This is a genomic window from Blautia segnis (assembly GCF_014287535.1).
In the GTDB taxonomy this organism is placed as follows: domain Bacteria; phylum Bacillota; class Clostridia; order Lachnospirales; family Lachnospiraceae; genus Blautia_A; species Blautia_A acetigignens.
In genome coordinates, this window is the sequence record NZ_JACOOT010000038.1 from 78688 (window position 1) to 94946 (window position 16259).

At 45.2% G+C, this 16259-nt stretch carries 12 protein-coding genes; 10 read left to right on the plus strand and 2 right to left on the minus strand.

All coding sequences use genetic code 11. The features are described from left to right. Positions 1-7 precede the first annotated feature (7 nt). The 4 genes from H8S54_RS16210 to H8S54_RS16225 all read left to right on the plus strand — a co-directional run bounded on the left by H8S54_RS16210 (position 8) and on the right by H8S54_RS16225 (position 6151). Positions 8-937, plus strand: coding sequence for a carbohydrate ABC transporter permease (locus H8S54_RS16210; protein WP_021926094.1), 930 nt, complete (start codon positions 8-10; stop codon positions 935-937). Positions 938-974: 37 nt separating this feature from the next. Further along, positions 975-2960, plus strand: a complete 1986-nt coding sequence (locus H8S54_RS16215) for an extracellular solute-binding protein (RefSeq protein WP_186901821.1) — start codon at positions 975-977, stop codon at positions 2958-2960. A gap of 189 nt (positions 2961-3149) precedes the next feature. Then, the gene (locus H8S54_RS16220; protein WP_186901822.1) at positions 3150-5162 is read left to right on the plus strand and encodes a beta-galactosidase; all 2013 of its coding nucleotides are present in this window, start codon (positions 3150-3152) and stop codon (positions 5160-5162) included. Between the two features lie 158 nt (positions 5163-5320). Continuing rightward, the gene (locus H8S54_RS16225; RefSeq protein ID WP_021926097.1) at positions 5321-6151 is read left to right on the plus strand and encodes an alpha/beta hydrolase; all 831 of its coding nucleotides are present in this window, start codon (positions 5321-5323) and stop codon (positions 6149-6151) included. Between the two features lie 57 nt (positions 6152-6208). Here the strand turns inward: H8S54_RS16225 and H8S54_RS16230 are convergent, their stop codons facing one another. After that, a complete protein-coding gene (locus tag H8S54_RS16230) occupies positions 6209-6418 on the minus strand; it encodes a TA system antitoxin ParD family protein (protein ID WP_021926098.1) in 210 nt (69 codons plus the stop codon). Further along, positions 6418-7437 (minus strand): SPFH domain-containing protein, encoded by a 1020-nt coding sequence (locus H8S54_RS16235; RefSeq protein WP_186901823.1) that lies wholly within the window; start codon positions 7435-7437, stop codon positions 6418-6420. The genes H8S54_RS16230 and H8S54_RS16235 overlap by 1 nt, the downstream gene beginning before the upstream one ends. Positions 7438-7735: 298 nt before the next feature. Between H8S54_RS16235 and H8S54_RS16240 the strand changes: the two genes are divergently transcribed. The 6 genes from H8S54_RS16240 (at position 7736) to H8S54_RS16265 (ending at position 16225) form a co-directional block, all read left to right on the plus strand. Then, on the plus strand, positions 7736-8953 hold the full coding sequence (locus tag H8S54_RS16240) for a glycerate kinase family protein (RefSeq protein ID WP_186901824.1): 1218 nt from the start codon (positions 7736-7738) through the stop codon (positions 8951-8953). A 176-nt stretch (positions 8954-9129) separates the two neighbouring features. After that, on the plus strand, positions 9130-9945 hold the full coding sequence (locus H8S54_RS16245) for a transporter substrate-binding domain-containing protein (RefSeq protein ID WP_408610298.1): 816 nt from the start codon (positions 9130-9132) through the stop codon (positions 9943-9945). A 23-nt stretch (positions 9946-9968) separates the two neighbouring features. Further along, positions 9969-10760 carry an amino acid ABC transporter permease gene (locus H8S54_RS16250; RefSeq protein ID WP_021926102.1) on the plus strand — a complete coding sequence of 264 codons (792 nt, stop codon included), beginning with the start codon at positions 9969-9971 and terminating at the stop codon, positions 10758-10760. Between the two features lie 2 nt (positions 10761-10762). Continuing rightward, positions 10763-11503, plus strand: coding sequence for an amino acid ABC transporter ATP-binding protein (locus H8S54_RS16255; RefSeq protein WP_330600207.1), 741 nt, complete (start codon positions 10763-10765; stop codon positions 11501-11503). 288 nt (positions 11504-11791) lie between these two features. Beyond that, positions 11792-12637, plus strand: coding sequence for a CvfB family protein (locus H8S54_RS16260; protein ID WP_117852791.1), 846 nt, complete (start codon positions 11792-11794; stop codon positions 12635-12637). A gap of 102 nt (positions 12638-12739) precedes the next feature. Then, positions 12740-16225 (plus strand): DNA polymerase III subunit alpha, encoded by a 3486-nt coding sequence (locus H8S54_RS16265; protein WP_186901825.1) that lies wholly within the window; start codon positions 12740-12742, stop codon positions 16223-16225. Positions 16226-16259: the final 34 nt, after the last annotated feature.

The following is a 16259-nucleotide window of genomic DNA, read 5'->3' on the forward strand; positions in this document are numbered from 1 at the left end:
GAAAGAGATGAAAGAAAAAGTTGTATTTAAAGAAAAGAAAAAACCTCTGTCTGCTTCCGATAAGGTTTTTAACGTATTTAACTATCTGCTGTTTGGCCTTTTGACACTGATCTGCCTGTATCCGTTTTATTATCTGATCATTAACACCATCAGTGCCAACGATTTAAGTGCCAACGGTCTGATTACCCTGATTCCAAAAGGAATCCATTTTGAAAATTACAAGCAGGTACTTCAGCTTTCCGGTCTTTCTACTGCGGCGCTGATCTCCGTGGCAAGAACCGTGCTGGGAACCGGACTTACCGTACTGGCAAGTGCATTCCTTGGGTTCATGTTTACGCAGGAAAAAATGTGGGGAAGAAGCTTCTGGTATCGTGTAATTGTAATCACCATGTATTTTAACGCAGGTCTGATTCCAATGTTTATCACCATGAAAACCCTGCATTTGAACAACACCTTCTGGGTTTACATTCTTCCGGCAATTGTGCAGCCGTACAACATTATTCTGGTTAAAACCTATGTGGAATCCATTCCAAAGGCTTTACAGGAGGCTGCTGAGATTGACGGAGCTGGAACCTTTAAGATTTTCTACAAGATCATTCTTCCGGCTTGTACCCCGATCCTTGCAACCGTTGCTATTTTCGCGGCAGTTGCACAGTGGAACTCTTTCCAGGATACCCTGATCTACATTACCGATCAGAAGCTTTACTCTCTGCAGTATCTTCTGTACACCTACATCAACCAGGCAAGTTCCCTTGCAACAATGGTTAAGAACAGTACCGGCGGTGCACTGAATATGGCGGCCATTGCCACTCAGCAGACCCCGACCTCAATCCGTATGACCGTATCCGTAATCGTTGTACTTCCGATCCTGTTTATTTACCCATTATTCCAGAGATTCTTTGTCAAAGGTATTATGATCGGTTCTGTAAAAGGTTGATAAAAAATAAGTGACAAACTTATACATAGCAAGTAAAATGAAAACATCAATGGAGGATGGAAAACATGAAAAGAAAAGCAATCAGCGCATGCTTAGTGCAGCACTTATTGCCGGAACTCTGGCAGGCTGCGGTTCTGACAACAGTGATTCCACAGAAAGCACTGCCGTAGAAAGCACAGCAGGCGACAGCACAGAAAGTGCGGACAGCAGTGATGGCGAGACCGAAGGAAACTCCAAATACAAGGACTTTATTACAGTTGATGTATTTGACAGCATGGCAAACTATCAGGGAATCCAGTCTGGCTGGTTTGCAAAAATCGTAAAAGACAAATTCAATATGGAACTGAATATTATTGCACAGAACGTAGCCGGCGGCGGTGATACTCTTTTCCAGACACGTTCTGCGGCAGGAGACCTTGGTGACCTGATTATTACAGGATGCGGAAATGGACGTCTTCAGAACCTGGTAACAGCTGGTCTGGTTATTGATATGACAGATTACCTGAAGGATGCTGAGAACGTTCACAGATATGACAGCGCAATTGAAACAACGAGTCAGCTTGTAGAAGAAGATGGAATCTGGGCAATTCCTTCTGAATCTTCCAGTAACTCCCCGACAACCTCTTCAGAAGGTCTTGAGCCAAACTATGGCGCTTATCTCAGATGGGATGCATACAAGGCAGCCGGATATCCGGAACTGAACACATTGGAGGATCTTCTTCCGGCACTTCAGAAAATGCAGGAGGCAGTACCGACCAGTGATAGCGGAAAACAGACTTATGCCATTTCCCTGTTTAAAGACTGGGACGGAAATCTGATGTCAAATGCCAAGCCAGAAGCAAGCCTTTATGGATATGATGAGATCGGTTTCGTGCTTGCAAAAGCAGACGGTTCTGATTATCAGAGCTTTATTGACAGTGATTCTGCATATGTAAGGTCTCTGAAATTCCTGTTTGAGGCAAATCAGATGGGACTTGTAGATCCGGAATCTACAACTCAAAATTATGACACTCTGTTTGCAAAATATCAGGACGGACAGATATTGTTTTCCCCATATCCATGGCTCGGTCAGTCTGCGTACAATACAGATGCCAATAAAGCTGAGGGAAAAGGCTTCATGCTTGCTCCAATCGCAGATGAATGTATTTTCTCTTATGGATGTCAGGTCAACGGAAACGGTGGAAATGCTGGAATTATGATTGGAAGTAAAGCAGAGGATCCGCAGAGACTGGCAGATTTTATTGACTGGCTGTATTCTCCGGAGGGAATCATGGAATCCTGTGCACAGACAGCAAGTACTTGTGGGCCAGAAGGCCTTACCTGGGAAATGAAAGATGGTGAGCCGGTTCTTACAGATTTTGGTAAACAGGCTCTTTATGGTGAGACTGTAAATGTTCCGGACGAATGGGGCGGTGGTACATGGAAAGATGGTGTTTCCGCATTGAATTACAAAGCAGTAAACCAGCTTGATGTGAATCCGGAAACTGGAATCTGTTATGATTATACAACCTGGAGTTCTGTTCTTGAAAATCAGGACAATACTCTCTACGCTGACTGGAAAACTCAGACGGGAGCAGAGACAACAATGGATTACCTTACAAGCCATGACCAGATTTTGGTGGCACCTGGAAGCGGATATGCAGTACCTGAGGAAGACTCTCAGATTAGTACGCTTCGCGGTCAGTGTAAGGCTTCTATCGTAGATTATTCCTGGAAGATGGTATTTGCGTCCAATGAAGATGAGTTTAATTCTCTTCTTGCAGAAATGCAGGATACTTTGGAAGGCCTGGATTATCAGACTGTACTGGATTATGACATGGAGTGCGCAAAGGCTCAGAACGATGCCCGCGTAGCTACTGTAAAACAGTATGAGGAAGAGCACGGAACTGATGCAGCTGCTGAAGAGACTGCAGACGGAAGTGCAGATGACAGTGCGGAAGCTGATACATCTGCAGGGATCGATACAGCAGCAGATAGTGCAGATACAGCTGAGGCTGAGGTTACTGAGGCTCCGGAAGAATAAAGATAATTGGAGCAGATTTGCAGTGCAAGGCAGTAGTTGAAATCAGAATGAAATAAATGCCGGATTTATAAACGAGGGCAGGGGGATCCGTAAAGGGGTTCTCCTGCTTTTGTTTATAATGGAGATTATTTAAATTTGGAAAACTAGAATTATGTAAACTAAATGCGGCATATTTGAAAAGGAGAAAAAATGTTTCAGGACAGCAGAATCAATAAAGTTTTATATGGCGGAGATTACAACCCGGAGCAGTGGCCGGAGGAAATCTGGGAAGAGGATATGCGGCTTTTTAAGCTGGCGGGAATTGATGAGGTAACCTTGAATGTATTTTCCTGGGCAGCTTTGCAGCCAAGTGAGGATACTTATAATTTTGAAAAACTGGATAAGATCATGGATCTGGTGGAGGCAAATGGGCTGAAGGTTTTCCTTGCCACCTCTACAGCGGCTCATCCGGCGTGGATGGCGAAACGCCACCCAGATATTTTGCGCACCGAGTTTAGCGGCATGAAGCGAAAATTTGGAAGCCGCCACAATTCCTGCCAGAACAGTCCAACCTATCAGAAGTATTCTGTTCTTCTGGCGAAAAAGCTGGCAGAGCGGTATGGAGAACGGGAGTGCGTGATTGGCTGGCACATCTGCAATGAGTATGGCGGAGAGTGCTACTGTGAAAACTGCGAAAAGCAGTTCCGGGTCTGGCTGAAGGAAAAATACGGCACCATTGAGGAAGTAAATAAAGCTTGGGATACCAGCTTTTGGGGACATACCTTCTATGACTGGGACGAAATTGTGCTGCCAAATATGCTGAGTGAACATTTTGAGCCAGACCGCACTACTTTTCAGGGGATTTCCCTGGACTACCGCCGTTTCAATTCAGAAGGGATGCTGAAATGTTACCAGGCAGAGGCTGCGGCAATCCGTTCTGTGGTTCCGGATGCCAAAATTACAACTAATCTCATGGGATTTTATAAGCCGCTGGATTATCAGATGTGGGCAAAATCCATGGATTTTATCTCATGGGACAATTATCCGGCAAATGAAGATCCTTACTCCAGAATTGCCATGAATCATGACCTGATGCGGGGAATCAAAGGGGGACAGCCTTTTGTGCTGATGGAACAGACGCCAAGTGTGACCAACTGGCTGGCGTATAATGCACTGAAGCGTCCTGGAGTTATGCGTCTGTGGAGCTATCAGGCAATGGCGCATGGGGCAGATGCGGTGCTGTTTTTCCAGATGAGATGTTCCATTGGTGCATGTGAAAAGTATCATGGTGCAGTGATTGACCATGTTGGGACAGAGAATACCAGAGTTTTCCGTGAAATTTCCCAGCTTGGAAAGGAACTGCAGCAGCTTGGGGATAAGACTCTGGGTGCCAGAAGCCGGGCAAAGGCAGCGATTCTGGTTGACTGGGACAACTGGTGGGCAATTGAGTACTCTGCCGGCCCGAGCCGTGATCTGAAATATCTGGACGAGGTTTTTCTATATTACAGGGCGCTGGAGGAACAGAATTATGCAGTGGACATTATTGGCGTGGAGGACGATCTGGAGCAGTATGAAGTAGTGACCGCACCTCTTCTTTATATGACAAAGGGAAATACGGATGAGAAGATCCGCCAGTTTGTGAAGAAGGGCGGCACGTTTATTACTTCTTATTTCAGCGGCATTGTGGATGAGCATGACCTGGTTATTACAGGGGGCTATCCGGGAAAGTTGCGTGATATTCTGGGAATCTGGGTGGAGGAGTCCGATGCCCTTCCCCGGGATAAGAGAAATCACTTTATGTATGGCGGTGTTTCCTGTGAGGCGTCTTTGCTGTGTGATCTGATGCATTTGGAGGGGGCCAGAGAGCTGGCTTCTTATGAAGAAGATTTTTACGCGGGCACGCCTGTGATTACGGAAAACAGCTTTGGGGCTGGAAAGGCGTATTATGTGGGAACCCGGTCTTCACAGGAATTTTACCGGATGTTTATGCGGGAGCGTATGGAAGAAAAAGGGATTTCTCCGGTTCTGGAGGCTCCGGAGGGAGTTGAGGCAACGGAGAGGTTTAAAGATGGAAAAGGCGTGATGTTTGTGCTGAACCATAATGATGAGGAGACTGTATTTGTGCTGAATGAGGCGCGGAAAGATCTGCTTACTGGGGAGCAGTATGAAGGCGGAACGGTGGTGACGCTGGAGGCAAAAGGGGTTATGTTGTTGGAAAATTGACGGTGGATTGCTGGACGTGCGTTTGCAATGTATATTCACCGCAGGTCGTCGCAACATTCCGCAGAGTGTCAATTTTCCCTTGATTTTTAATGAATTGGTATTAAGATAGGGTTAGAATTATGTTTGAAAAATCATTCAATATATAGGAGGCTGTACCAATGATTCATGAAAAAATAGAAATCCAGTTAAAGGACTCAGAATTTAAGGCAAATTTGTTCACTTATTTCCTGGATAATTCACCGGAGATTGATTTGGGGAGAAAGAGGCCGGTTGTTTTGATTTGTCCGGGAGGCGGATATGAGATGACTTCAGATCGTGAGGCGGAGGCGCTGGCTGTTAAGTTTATGGCTATGGGCTATCATGCGGCAATTCTGCGCTACAGCGTAGCTCCGGCACGGTTCCCGGAAGCACTTCTGCAGCTTGCCACAGCAGTTGCAATGCTTCGTGAAAATGCAGAAAAGTGGCATATTGATACAGGCAAGATCGTAGTTCAGGGATCTTCCGCAGGAGGACACCTGGCAGCAAGTCTTGGAGTGTTCTGGAACAAGCCATTTGTAGCGGAGGCTCTGGGAATGGATGCCGGGAAATTCCGTCCTAATGGACTGATGCTTAGCTATCCGGTTATCACTTCCGGGGAAAAGGCTCATCAGGGATCTTTTGAAAAAGTTCTTGGCGAGGACTATGTAGATGAAGAGAAGCGCAGATTTTTATCGCTGGAATATAGTGTCAGCAAGGATACACCGCCGACTTTCCTGTGGCATACCGCTCCGGATGACACCGTTCCGGTAGAGAATTCCCTGCTGTTTTTCCAGGCACTTCATGCATTGGATATCCCGGCAGAGCTGCATATTTATCCAGTAGGCGGTCACGGCCTTGGCCTTGCCACTGCAGAAACCGCCTGCCCCAACGGCTACGGTATCCAGCCCGAATGCGAAAGCTGGATCCAGCTGGCTGGGGATTGGATGAAGCATATGTTTGAAAATAAGTAAGGATAAGAAAAAGGGGAGCGCAGTTTGGGGCACTCCCTGTTCTGAAAAATATGAAATTCATTCAATATCCAGTTCCGGCGGTTCATCCATTGTATCGGAAACATATTTTCCGTTCTTTTTGCGTTGCCGGACACATTCGGTAAGCAGATATTCAATCTGCCCGTTTACGGAGCGGAAATCGTCCTCAGCCCAGGCTGCAATCTGGTCATAAAGCTTGGCAGAAAGCCTGAGAGGAATTTGTTTCTTAGGTCTGGTATCTGCAGCCATTAATAAAGACTTCCCGAATTAACTATCGGCTGAGCATCATGATTGCCGCACAGCACTACCAGAAGGTTGGAAACCATGGCAGCCTTCCGCTCCTCATCAAGCTCAACCACGTTGTTTTCATTCAACCGTTCTAACGCCATTTCTACCATGCCAACAGCACCATCCACGATCATCTTTCTTGCGTCAATAATAGCAGACGCCTGCTGTCTTTGCAGCATAACCGCAGCAATCTCAGGTGCATAAGCCAGATATGTAATACGTGCCTCGATGATCTCAAGACCTGCTTCTGCAACCTTCTGCTGGATCTCATCACGGATACGTCCGGCTACGATCTCACTGGAACCGCGAAGGCTTCCCTCATCTGCAACTCCGTCTCCGGTAGTATCCACATTAGGAGCTACATCATAAGGATAAATTCTTACGATATTACGAAGTGCGCTGTCACACTGCAGGGAAAGATATTCCTTGTAGTTGTCAACATTGAAAACTGCTTTTGCTGTGTCAGTTACACGCCACATAACTGCAATTCCAATCTCCACCGGGTTACCCAGACAATCGTTGATTTTCTGACGGTTATTGTTAAGAGTCATAATTTTCAGGGAAATCTTCTTGTTTACATAAGAACTGCTTGCAGAAGCAGTTGTTCCTGCAGCGGCCAGAGTCAGAACTGACTTGGCTGCATTTCCGCCATCTACATCACCGCTCTGGTTCAGCTTGGTCTTCGCTGCCGGGTTCACTGCTGTACAGAACGGATTTACCCAGTAAAAACCATCGTTCTTCAGAGTTCCCACATACTTACCAAACAAAGTAAGTACTAGAGCTTCCTGTGGCTTCAGCACTTTTAATCCGCAAAAGGGAATCCATCCCAGAGATAGACAAATAATTCCAATGACCATCAATGGAATCCAGTAAAACATGGCACCGATTGTAATAAAGGCAGCAGCTGCTGCATAAAGCAGAATAAACAGTACCATCATACCCATACCATTTTTCTTGTTATCCAAAACTTTTTCCTGCATAATAAGCCTCCTGACCGGGATAACGATTATAACAGATATCCCTGAATGTATGCGACAGCTATGATACGGAATAGCTGTCTTATATTACCTTTGGATATTGATATGATATCATTTAGATATCATAATGTCAACTATAAATGTTTTGGAAGCAGTTATTTGGTTAAATTTGGGAATACAGAGATTTGTGATATCAGGAAAAATATAATAAATTTGAGGATGTACAGAAGAAGATATGTTAATATAAACGCAGGCTCCACCATATACGAGTGGATAGGACTGAAAAAGGGGATGACAGTTTATGAAAGCAGTGATTGCAATTGATTCATTTAAAGGAAGTATGGATTCTATAGAGGCGGGAGAGGCAGCAGAGAAAGGGATTCGGAGAGTGTTTACGGATGCGGAAGCAATCGTGTATCCGTTAGCAGATGGCGGCGAGGGAACGGTACAGGCTTTGGCGAAAGGGCTTGGCGGCAAACTGGAAAAAGTAAAGGTGACAGGACCGTTGGGAGAGCCTGTAATTTGTGAGTATGGAATTGTGGAGGAGAAAACTGCAATTATAGAAATGGCAGGAGCAGCTGGGATTACTCTGGTTCAACCGAAACTTCGCAATCCGCTGAACACCACAACCTACGGCGTTGGTGAAGTGATAAAAGACGCAATAGGAAAAGGCTGCCGTCATTTTATTATCGGAATTGGCGGAAGTGCAACCAACGATGGCGGAATCGGAATGCTTCAGGCATTAGGTGCAGAATTTCTGGATGAAGGTGGAAAACAGGTACCGTTTGGAGCTCGAGGTGTGGAAAAACTGGCGGCAATCAACTGTGAGCATATATTATCTGAGCTGAAAGACTGTGATTTCCGAATTGCCTGTGATGTAGATAATCCCTTATGCGGCGAAAATGGCTGCAGCCATATCTTTGGTCCGCAAAAAGGTGCAACTCCAAGGATGGCAGAGCAGATGGATCAGTGGATGAGGAAATATGCAAAACTGACAGAAGAATATTTCCAAATGGCTGGTACCAGGCAGAACTACGATTCCAATTACCCTGGCTGTGGTGCCGCTGGCGGTCTTGGGTTTGCATTCCGCGCATTTCTTCGTGGAAAGCTTGAACCCGGAATTAATATTGTTTTGGAAGAAATCGGAATCGAAACAGCAATAAAAGATGCCGACATTGTGATTACAGGCGAAGGCTGTCTTGACGGACAGACTGTCATGGGTAAAGCTCCTATCGGCATTGCCCGACTTGCCAAAAAGTACGGCAAGCCCGTCATCGCCTTCTCTGGCGCAGTCACTGAGGATGCCGCTGCATGCAACCAAGCCGGAATAGACGCCTTTTTTCCCATACTGCGTCAGGTAACCACATTGGAAGCCGCCATGTCCCCTGCCACTGCAATAAGGAACATGACAGCTGCCGTGGAGCAGACCTTTCGTTTGCTGAAAATGTCTTTTATTTATGGAAAAGAATTTAAAATGTATTCCGTTTCCCCTCTTGACTTCTCCCACAAACAAGAGTAATATGAACTACAACGCAATGGCGCGTTAGCATGATAACGCCGCCATTGCATTTTTTTTACCCTGAAACAAGAAAAAGGGGCGAAAAACCTCATGTTATATGATTAATGAAAGGCTATTAAGAGGAGGAAACAAACGTGAAGAAGAACTATTTATGGAGAAAAATGACAAGTGGTCTTATGGCAGCTGCGGTTACAGTAACTGCAATGCCGGGACTTGGACTTACAATGGTACAGGCAGAAGAAAAGAAAACATTAAAAGTAGCTATGGAGTGCAGCTATGCTCCATACAACTGGACTCAGCCAGATGATTCCAACGGAGCAGTTCCCATTTCAGGAAGCTCTGACTACGCATATGGTTATGACGTCATGATGGCAAAACATATCTGCGACGAGCTGGGCTATGACCTGGAAATCGTAAAGCTGGACTGGGATTCCCTGGTACCTGCTGTACAGTCCGGAAAAGTTGACTGTGTTATTGCAGGACAGTCAATTACATCTGAGCGTCAGCAGATGGTAGATTTCACAGAGCCATATTACTATGCGTCCATTATCACATTGGTAAAAAGTGATGGAGATTACGCTGATGCAGCAAGCGTAGCAGACTTAAAAGGAGTAACCTGTACTTCCCAACAGAACACCATCTGGTATGATTCCTGCCTGCCGCAGATTGAAGATGCAAATATCCTTCCTGCACAGGAAAGTGCACCGGCTATGCTGGTGGCTTTGGAATCCGGCAAATGTGATGCCGTTGTAACCGATATGCCAACCGGAATGGCAGCATGTGTAGCTTATCCGGATTTTAAACTTCTTGACTTCTCAGGCACAGACGGAGATTTCGATGTATCTGATGAGGACATCAACATCGGTATTTCCGTACAGAAAGGCAATACTGAGCTTTTGGATGCGTTAAACAGTGTTCTGGACAAAATGACAGAGGATGATTATACCAAGATGATGGATGAGGCAATTTCCGTACAGCCGCTGTCAGAATAATGTAGCAAGGAGGAGAAAAAATTATGCTTCCTGAAAGCTTCTGGGGACGGATCCAGTATCTGCTCCAGCAATACGGCACCTCATTTTTGTCAGGAGCCGGAAATACAATGATCATAGCAATTGTAGGCACCTTTTTAGGGTGCCTCATTGGCTTTATAGTTGGAATTATTCAGACAATTCCAGTAGATCAGAGAGATTCCACAGTAAAGAAAACACTGGTTGGAATTCTGAAATTCATCATGGCCTGCTACGTGGAATTTTTCCGCGGAACTCCTATGATGGTACAGGCAATGTTCATTTATTATGGAAGTGCTTATCTGTTCAATATTAACATGTCCATGTGGTTTGCTGCATTTTTCGTAGTTTCTATTAACACAGGAGCCTATATGGCAGAAACCGTCCGGGGAGGAATCCTTTCCGTTGACGAAGGCCAGACTGAGGCTGCCAAAGCCATTGGAATGACTCACGTGCAGACTATGATAAACGTAATCCTTCCACAGGCACTGCGAAACATTATGCCTCAGATTGGCAACAACCTGATCATTAATATTAAGGACACCTGTGTACTTTCCATCATCGGAATTGTAGAGCTTTTTTACACCACAAAAGGTGTTGCAGGTGCATATTATACCTACTTCGAGGCATTTACAATCGCCATGGTAATGTACTTTATCCTGACCTTTGTCTGCTCCAGACTGCTTCGTCTTCTGGAACATAAAATGGAAGGACCGCAGAACTATGACCTGGCGACAACGGATACACTGACGCACACAAGTGGTCTGTATTCTTATCCGAAAAAGAAGGAGGAGAAATGATCATGAGTGAAAAAATTCTTGAAGTAAAGCATCTGGGAAAAGCCTTTGGAAGTAATCAGGTTCTGCGCGACATCGACTTCTCTGTAAGCGCTGGTGATGTAACCTGTATTATCGGACCCTCCGGTTCCGGTAAATCCACTTTGCTTCGCTGCCTGAATATGTTGGAAACACCCTCCAGCGGAGAGATAAACTATCACGGAACAGACATTACCAGTAAAAATGTAAATGTCCCTGAGTATCGTTCCAAGGTAGGAATGGTTTTCCAGAACTTTAACCTGTTTAACAATATGACTGCCTTGAAAAACTGTACTATCGGTCAGGAAAAGGTCCTGAAAAAAAGCAAAGAAGAGGCTGAGAAAAAAGCACTGTATTATTTGGAAAAGGTTGGAATGGCACCATATATTAATGCTAAGCCCAAACAGCTTTCCGGCGGTCAGAAGCAGCGTGTGGCAATTGCAAGAGCACTTGCTATGGAACCGGAAATCCTGCTCTTTGATGAGCCCACATCTGCACTGGATCCACAGATGGTAGGTGAGGTTCTGGAGGTTATGCGAGACCTGGCACACGAAGGACTTACCATGATCATTGTAACCCATGAAATGGCATTTGCCCGGGACGTTTCCAAAAGAGTGATTTTTATGGCGAACGGGATCATCGTAGAAGACCGCCCACCAAAAGAGCTTTTTGAAACCCCGAAAGACCCGTTGACCAAGGAGTTCTTAAGCCGCTTTAGAAATGCTTAGAGCCTGCAGATTGCGGAAAGCCTTTCCCAAACACACTCTAGTCCATTATATTGCCCTTAATCTTACAGAAAATGCAGAAAATCCCTGTGCCAGACGATTTTCTGCATTTTTTATATTGACTTCAGTAAGTTGGTGTTCACAGTGAAGGCAAATGTGTGGTATACTGAAAAGCAAGTTAAAAGGCAGCAATTTGTTAGGCAGTAGTACATCCATGCCAATATAGCAGATACCTGATTTGGGACCCACGAATTGTGCATGGTATTTCAGTGTATAAAGTAAGGAGAATTCATGATCGAAATAGGAAAAAAACAGAAGCTTATTGTAGTGAAGACCGTAGATTTTGGTGTTTATCTGGCTGAGAATAAAAATGCGGGACAGGAAGAGCGAGTGCTTCTTCCCGGGAAACAGATTCCGGAAGGAACGAAAGAAGGCGATACACTGGAAGTATTTATTTATAAAGATTCCAGAGACCGTCTTATTGCAACTACGAAGGAACCTCTTTTGCAGGTGGGACAGACTGCAGTTTTGAAAGTACTTCAGGTAACCAGGATTGGTGCATTCCTTGACTGGGGGCTTGAGAAGGATCTTCTTCTTCCCTATCACGAGCAGACCAGCCGTGTAAGAGAGGGACAGGAATGTCTGGTGGCACTTTATGTAGACAAAAGCAGCAGGCTTTGTGCCACTATGAAGGTATATCACTATCTTTCCACCAGAACTCCGTATGTAGTAGGAGACTCTGTAAAGGGGCGTGTATATGAGATCAGTGACCGCTTCGGGGTATTTGTAGCGGTTGATGATAAATATTCTGCGTTAATTCCGGCAAGAGAAGCCAATGGGAAATACCGCCCGGGAGAAATCCTTGACCTTCGCGTTTCCGAAGTAAAAGAAGACGGCAAGATGAATGTTACCGATCGTCAGAAAGCATATCTCCAGATTAACGAAGATGCAGAGAGTGTACTGAGTGTAATTGAAGAATTTGCAGGTGTTCTTCCGTTTGACGACAAGGCTTCACCGGATGTGATCAAGAGAGAGTTTGGCCTGAGTAAGAATGCATTTAAGCGTGCAGTTGGTCACCTTCTGAAAGAAGGAAAGATTGAAATCAGAGACAGACGTATCTATAAGAAAGAATACTAAAAGAGAAAAATATTAAAAATCGCATACCTTATTCTGGCTGTTAAATCGCGGAGTAGGGTATGCAATTTTTTCCTATTTTGTTTTAACAAAAGGAGATAACAAATGGCATTTACGCACCTTCACGTCCATACAGAATACAGTCTGCTGGACGGTTCCAACAAAATAAAAGAATACGTTGCCCGTGTGAAAGAGCTTGGGATGGACAGTGCCGCCATTACTGATCATGGCGTTATGTACGGAATCATCGATTTTTACCGTGCTGCCCGTGCCGCAGGAATCAATCCGATTCTGGGCTGCGAGGTTTATGTTGCCCCGGGTTCCCGTTTTGACAGGGAAATCGGCAGCGGCGACGACCGTTATTACCATCTGGTGCTTCTGGCAGAGAATAACCAGGGCTACCAGAACCTTATGAAAATCGTATCAAAAAGCTTCAAGGAAGGCTTTTATTATAAACCACGAGTGGATCTGGAGCTTCTTCAGGAATACCATGAAGGACTGATTGCATTAAGCGCCTGCCTCGCTGGTGAAGTGGCCCGTTTTATTAACAGAGGTCTTTATGAGGATGCTAAGAAGGCTGCACTTCGTTACCAGGACATCTTTGGTAAGGGGAACTTTTTCCTGGAGCTTCAGGATCACGGCATCCCGGAACAGCAGAATGTAAACCAGCAGCTGCTTCGCATGCATCAGGAAACAGGAATCGATCTGGTTGCCACCAACGATATCCACTATACCTATGCAGAGGATGCAGATCCTCATGATATTCTTCTCTGTCTGCAGACTGGAAAGAAATTGTCTGACACTGACCGTATGCGTTATGAAGGCGGACAATATTATGTGAAATCAGAAGAAGAGATGGCAGCTCTTTTTCCATATGCACTGGAAGCACTGGAGAATACTCATAAGATCGCACAGCGCTGCCATGTGGAAATTGAATTCGGCGTTACCAAGCTGCCCCGCTTTGATGTGCCGGACGGCTACACATCCTGGGAATATCTGAACAAGCTTTGCTTCGAAGGCCTGGAAAGACTTTATGATCCGGTTACTCCAGAACTGCGCGAGCGCCTGGAATACGAGCTTTCCACCATCAAAAACATGGGATACGTAGACTACTTTCTGATTGTGTGGGACTTCATCCACTATGCAAGGCAAAATGGAATCGAGGTAGGACCAGGCCGAGGCTCTGCCGCAGGAAGTATTGTAGCGTATACATTGGGGATCACTTTGCTGGATCCCATCAAATATGACCTTCTGTTTGAGCGTTTTCTGAATCCGGAACGTGTATCTATGCCTGATATTGATGTGGATTTCGGATTTGAGCGAAGACAGGAAGTAATCGATTACGTTGTGCGCAAATACGGCAAAGACTGTGTGGTTCAGATTGTTACCTTCGGTACCCTGGCAGCCCGGGGAGTTATCCGTGATGTGGGACGTGTCCTTGATATGCCATATGCACAGGTAGATACCATTGCCAAAATGGTCCCAACTAAGATTCCGGGTGTGAAAGTAGTCACTATTAACAAGGCTATGGAAGTAAATCCGGAGATGAAAAAGGCATACGACGAGCAGCTGGATATTCATCATCTCATTGATATGGCAAAACGTCTTGAGGGACTTCCAAGACACACCTCCATGCATGCAGCAGGAGTTGTAATCAGCCAGAAGGATGTTTCCGAGTATGTTCCTCTTTCCCGTGCCCAGGACGGAACTATCGTGACCCAGTTTACAATGACCACTCTGGAAGAGCTTGGTCTTCTGAAGATGGACTTTTTGGGGCTTCGTACCCTGACTGTTATTAACAACGCAGTAAAAAATGTTAAGAAAAATTACGGCATATCTCTGGATATGCAAAAAATAGATTACAATGACCAGAAAGTACTGGACTCTCTGGGAACCGGACGCACAGATGGCGTGTTCCAGCTGGAGAGTGGGGGAATGAAAGGGTTCATGAAGGAACTAAAGCCCCATAGCCTGGAGGATGTAATCGCCGGAATTTCCCTGTACCGTCCGGGTCCTATGGATTTTATTCCTCAATACATCAGAGGAAAGAACCGACCGGATACAATCCATTATGATTGTCCGCAATTGGAGCCGATTCTGAAGGCGACCCATGGCTGTATCGTTTATCAGGAGCAGGTAATGCAGATCGTGCAGAGCCTTGGCGGCTTTACCCTGGGGCGAAGCGATCTTTTGCGCCGTGCCATGTCCAAGAAGAAACTGGATGTCATGGAAAAAGAGCGTCAGGCATTTGTTTACGGAAATGAAGAAGAGGGAGTTCCCGGCTGCATTAAAAACGGAATTGATGAAAAAGTGGCTAACAAAATTTATGACGAGATGATTGATTTCGCCCAGTACGCTTTTAACAAATCCCATGCAGCGGCATATGCGTATGTAACCTATCAGACTGCTTTCCTGAAATATTATTATCCGGTAGAATATATGGCAGCACTGATGACTTCTGTCATTGATGTTCCAACCAAGGTCGCCGAGTATATTCAGGTTTGCCGTCAGATGGGCATCCCGATTCTGCCGCCAGATATTAACAGTGGAGAATATGGATTTTCCGTATCAGACGGTTCTATCCGTTACGCTCTTTCCGCAATCAAAAGCGTGGGCCGCCCGGTAATTGATGCCATTGTTGCAGAGCGAAAGGAACATGGAGAGTATCTTTCTCTGAAAAATTTTATTGAGCGCAATATAGAGGCAGTTAATAAACGTGCTCTTGAGAACTTTATCAAGGCCGGAGCACTGGACTGCCTGGAAGGAAACCGCCACCAGAAAATGATTGTTTTCGGTCAGATCGTAGATGACATTTCCCGTAACAAAAAGCAGTCCATGGCAGGCCAGCTCAGCCTGTTTGACATTGCAAGCGAAGAGGACAAAAAAGAGTTTGAGATCCGCATGCCAAATGTGGAAGAGTACGATAAAGAAACCATTCTTGCCTACGAGAAAGAGGTTCTTGGAATTTACTTAAGCGGTCATCCTCTGGAGCGTTACCGCAATATGATGGAGAAAATGATCTCCGCCAGAACCATAGATTTCCAGCCGACAGACGAGGATGAAGAAGATGAAAATCATGTGAGAGACAACCAGAAGGTTATCATCGGCGGCATGATCGTGGAGAAAAACATCAAGTACACCAAGACCAATAAAGTCATGGCATTTCTTACGGTAGAAGATCTGCTTGGAACTGTAGAGGTTATGGTTTTTCCAAGAGACTATGAGAAATGGCAGAACATGATCAATGAGGATGCACGTGTTTTTATTCAGGGGCGTGTATCAGCAGAGGAAGATAAAGCCAGCAAGCTGATTCTCGAAAAAGTCCGCGCTTTTTCCGATATTCCAAAAGAACTGTGGATCCAGTTTGAGAGCAAGGCAGACTACAGCCAGAAGGAAAAAGAACTGTTGGAGGATCTGCGAAAGTCCCAGGGAACGGACAGTGTTATTGTCTATTTAAAAGACGTAAAAGCGATGAAAAAACTGTCCGCAGCATACCATGTGAATGTGCAGGATGACTGGCTTGCCCAGATGTGTAAAAAATATGGAAATAACAATGTTAAAGTTGTTGAAAGAGTCTTGAAAAACCTTTGAAAATGCTATAAACTTAATGCTGAATATGTGTATA

What these genes read in the sequence shown, in the direction of transcription:
- H8S54_RS16225 (WP_021926097.1), top strand. Translation starts at nt 5,321, where the DNA reads ATGATTCATGAAAAAATAGAAATCCAGTTAAAGGACTCAGAATTTAAG.
- H8S54_RS16235 (WP_186901823.1), bottom strand. Translation starts at nt 7,437, where the DNA reads ATGCAGGAAAAAGTTTTGGATAACAAGAAAAATGGTATGGGTATGATG.
- H8S54_RS16265 (WP_186901825.1), top strand. Translation starts at nt 12,740, where the DNA reads ATGGCATTTACGCACCTTCACGTCCATACAGAATACAGTCTGCTGGAC.
- H8S54_RS16220 (WP_186901822.1), top strand. Translation starts at nt 3,150, where the DNA reads ATGTTTCAGGACAGCAGAATCAATAAAGTTTTATATGGCGGAGATTAC.
- H8S54_RS16240 (WP_186901824.1), top strand. Translation starts at nt 7,736, where the DNA reads ATGAAAGCAGTGATTGCAATTGATTCATTTAAAGGAAGTATGGATTCT.
- H8S54_RS16255 (WP_330600207.1), top strand. Translation starts at nt 10,763, where the DNA reads ATGAGTGAAAAAATTCTTGAAGTAAAGCATCTGGGAAAAGCCTTTGGA.
- H8S54_RS16260 (WP_117852791.1), top strand. Translation starts at nt 11,792, where the DNA reads ATGATCGAAATAGGAAAAAAACAGAAGCTTATTGTAGTGAAGACCGTA.
- H8S54_RS16215 (WP_186901821.1), top strand. Translation starts at nt 975, where the DNA reads ATGAAAACATCAATGGAGGATGGAAAACATGAAAAGAAAAGCAATCAG.
- H8S54_RS16250 (WP_021926102.1), top strand. Translation starts at nt 9,969, where the DNA reads ATGCTTCCTGAAAGCTTCTGGGGACGGATCCAGTATCTGCTCCAGCAA.
- H8S54_RS16245 (WP_408610298.1), top strand. Translation starts at nt 9,130, where the DNA reads ATGGCAGCTGCGGTTACAGTAACTGCAATGCCGGGACTTGGACTTACA.
- H8S54_RS16210 (WP_021926094.1), top strand. Translation starts at nt 8, where the DNA reads ATGAAAGAAAAAGTTGTATTTAAAGAAAAGAAAAAACCTCTGTCTGCT.
- H8S54_RS16230 (WP_021926098.1), bottom strand. Translation starts at nt 6,418, where the DNA reads ATGGCTGCAGATACCAGACCTAAGAAACAAATTCCTCTCAGGCTTTCT.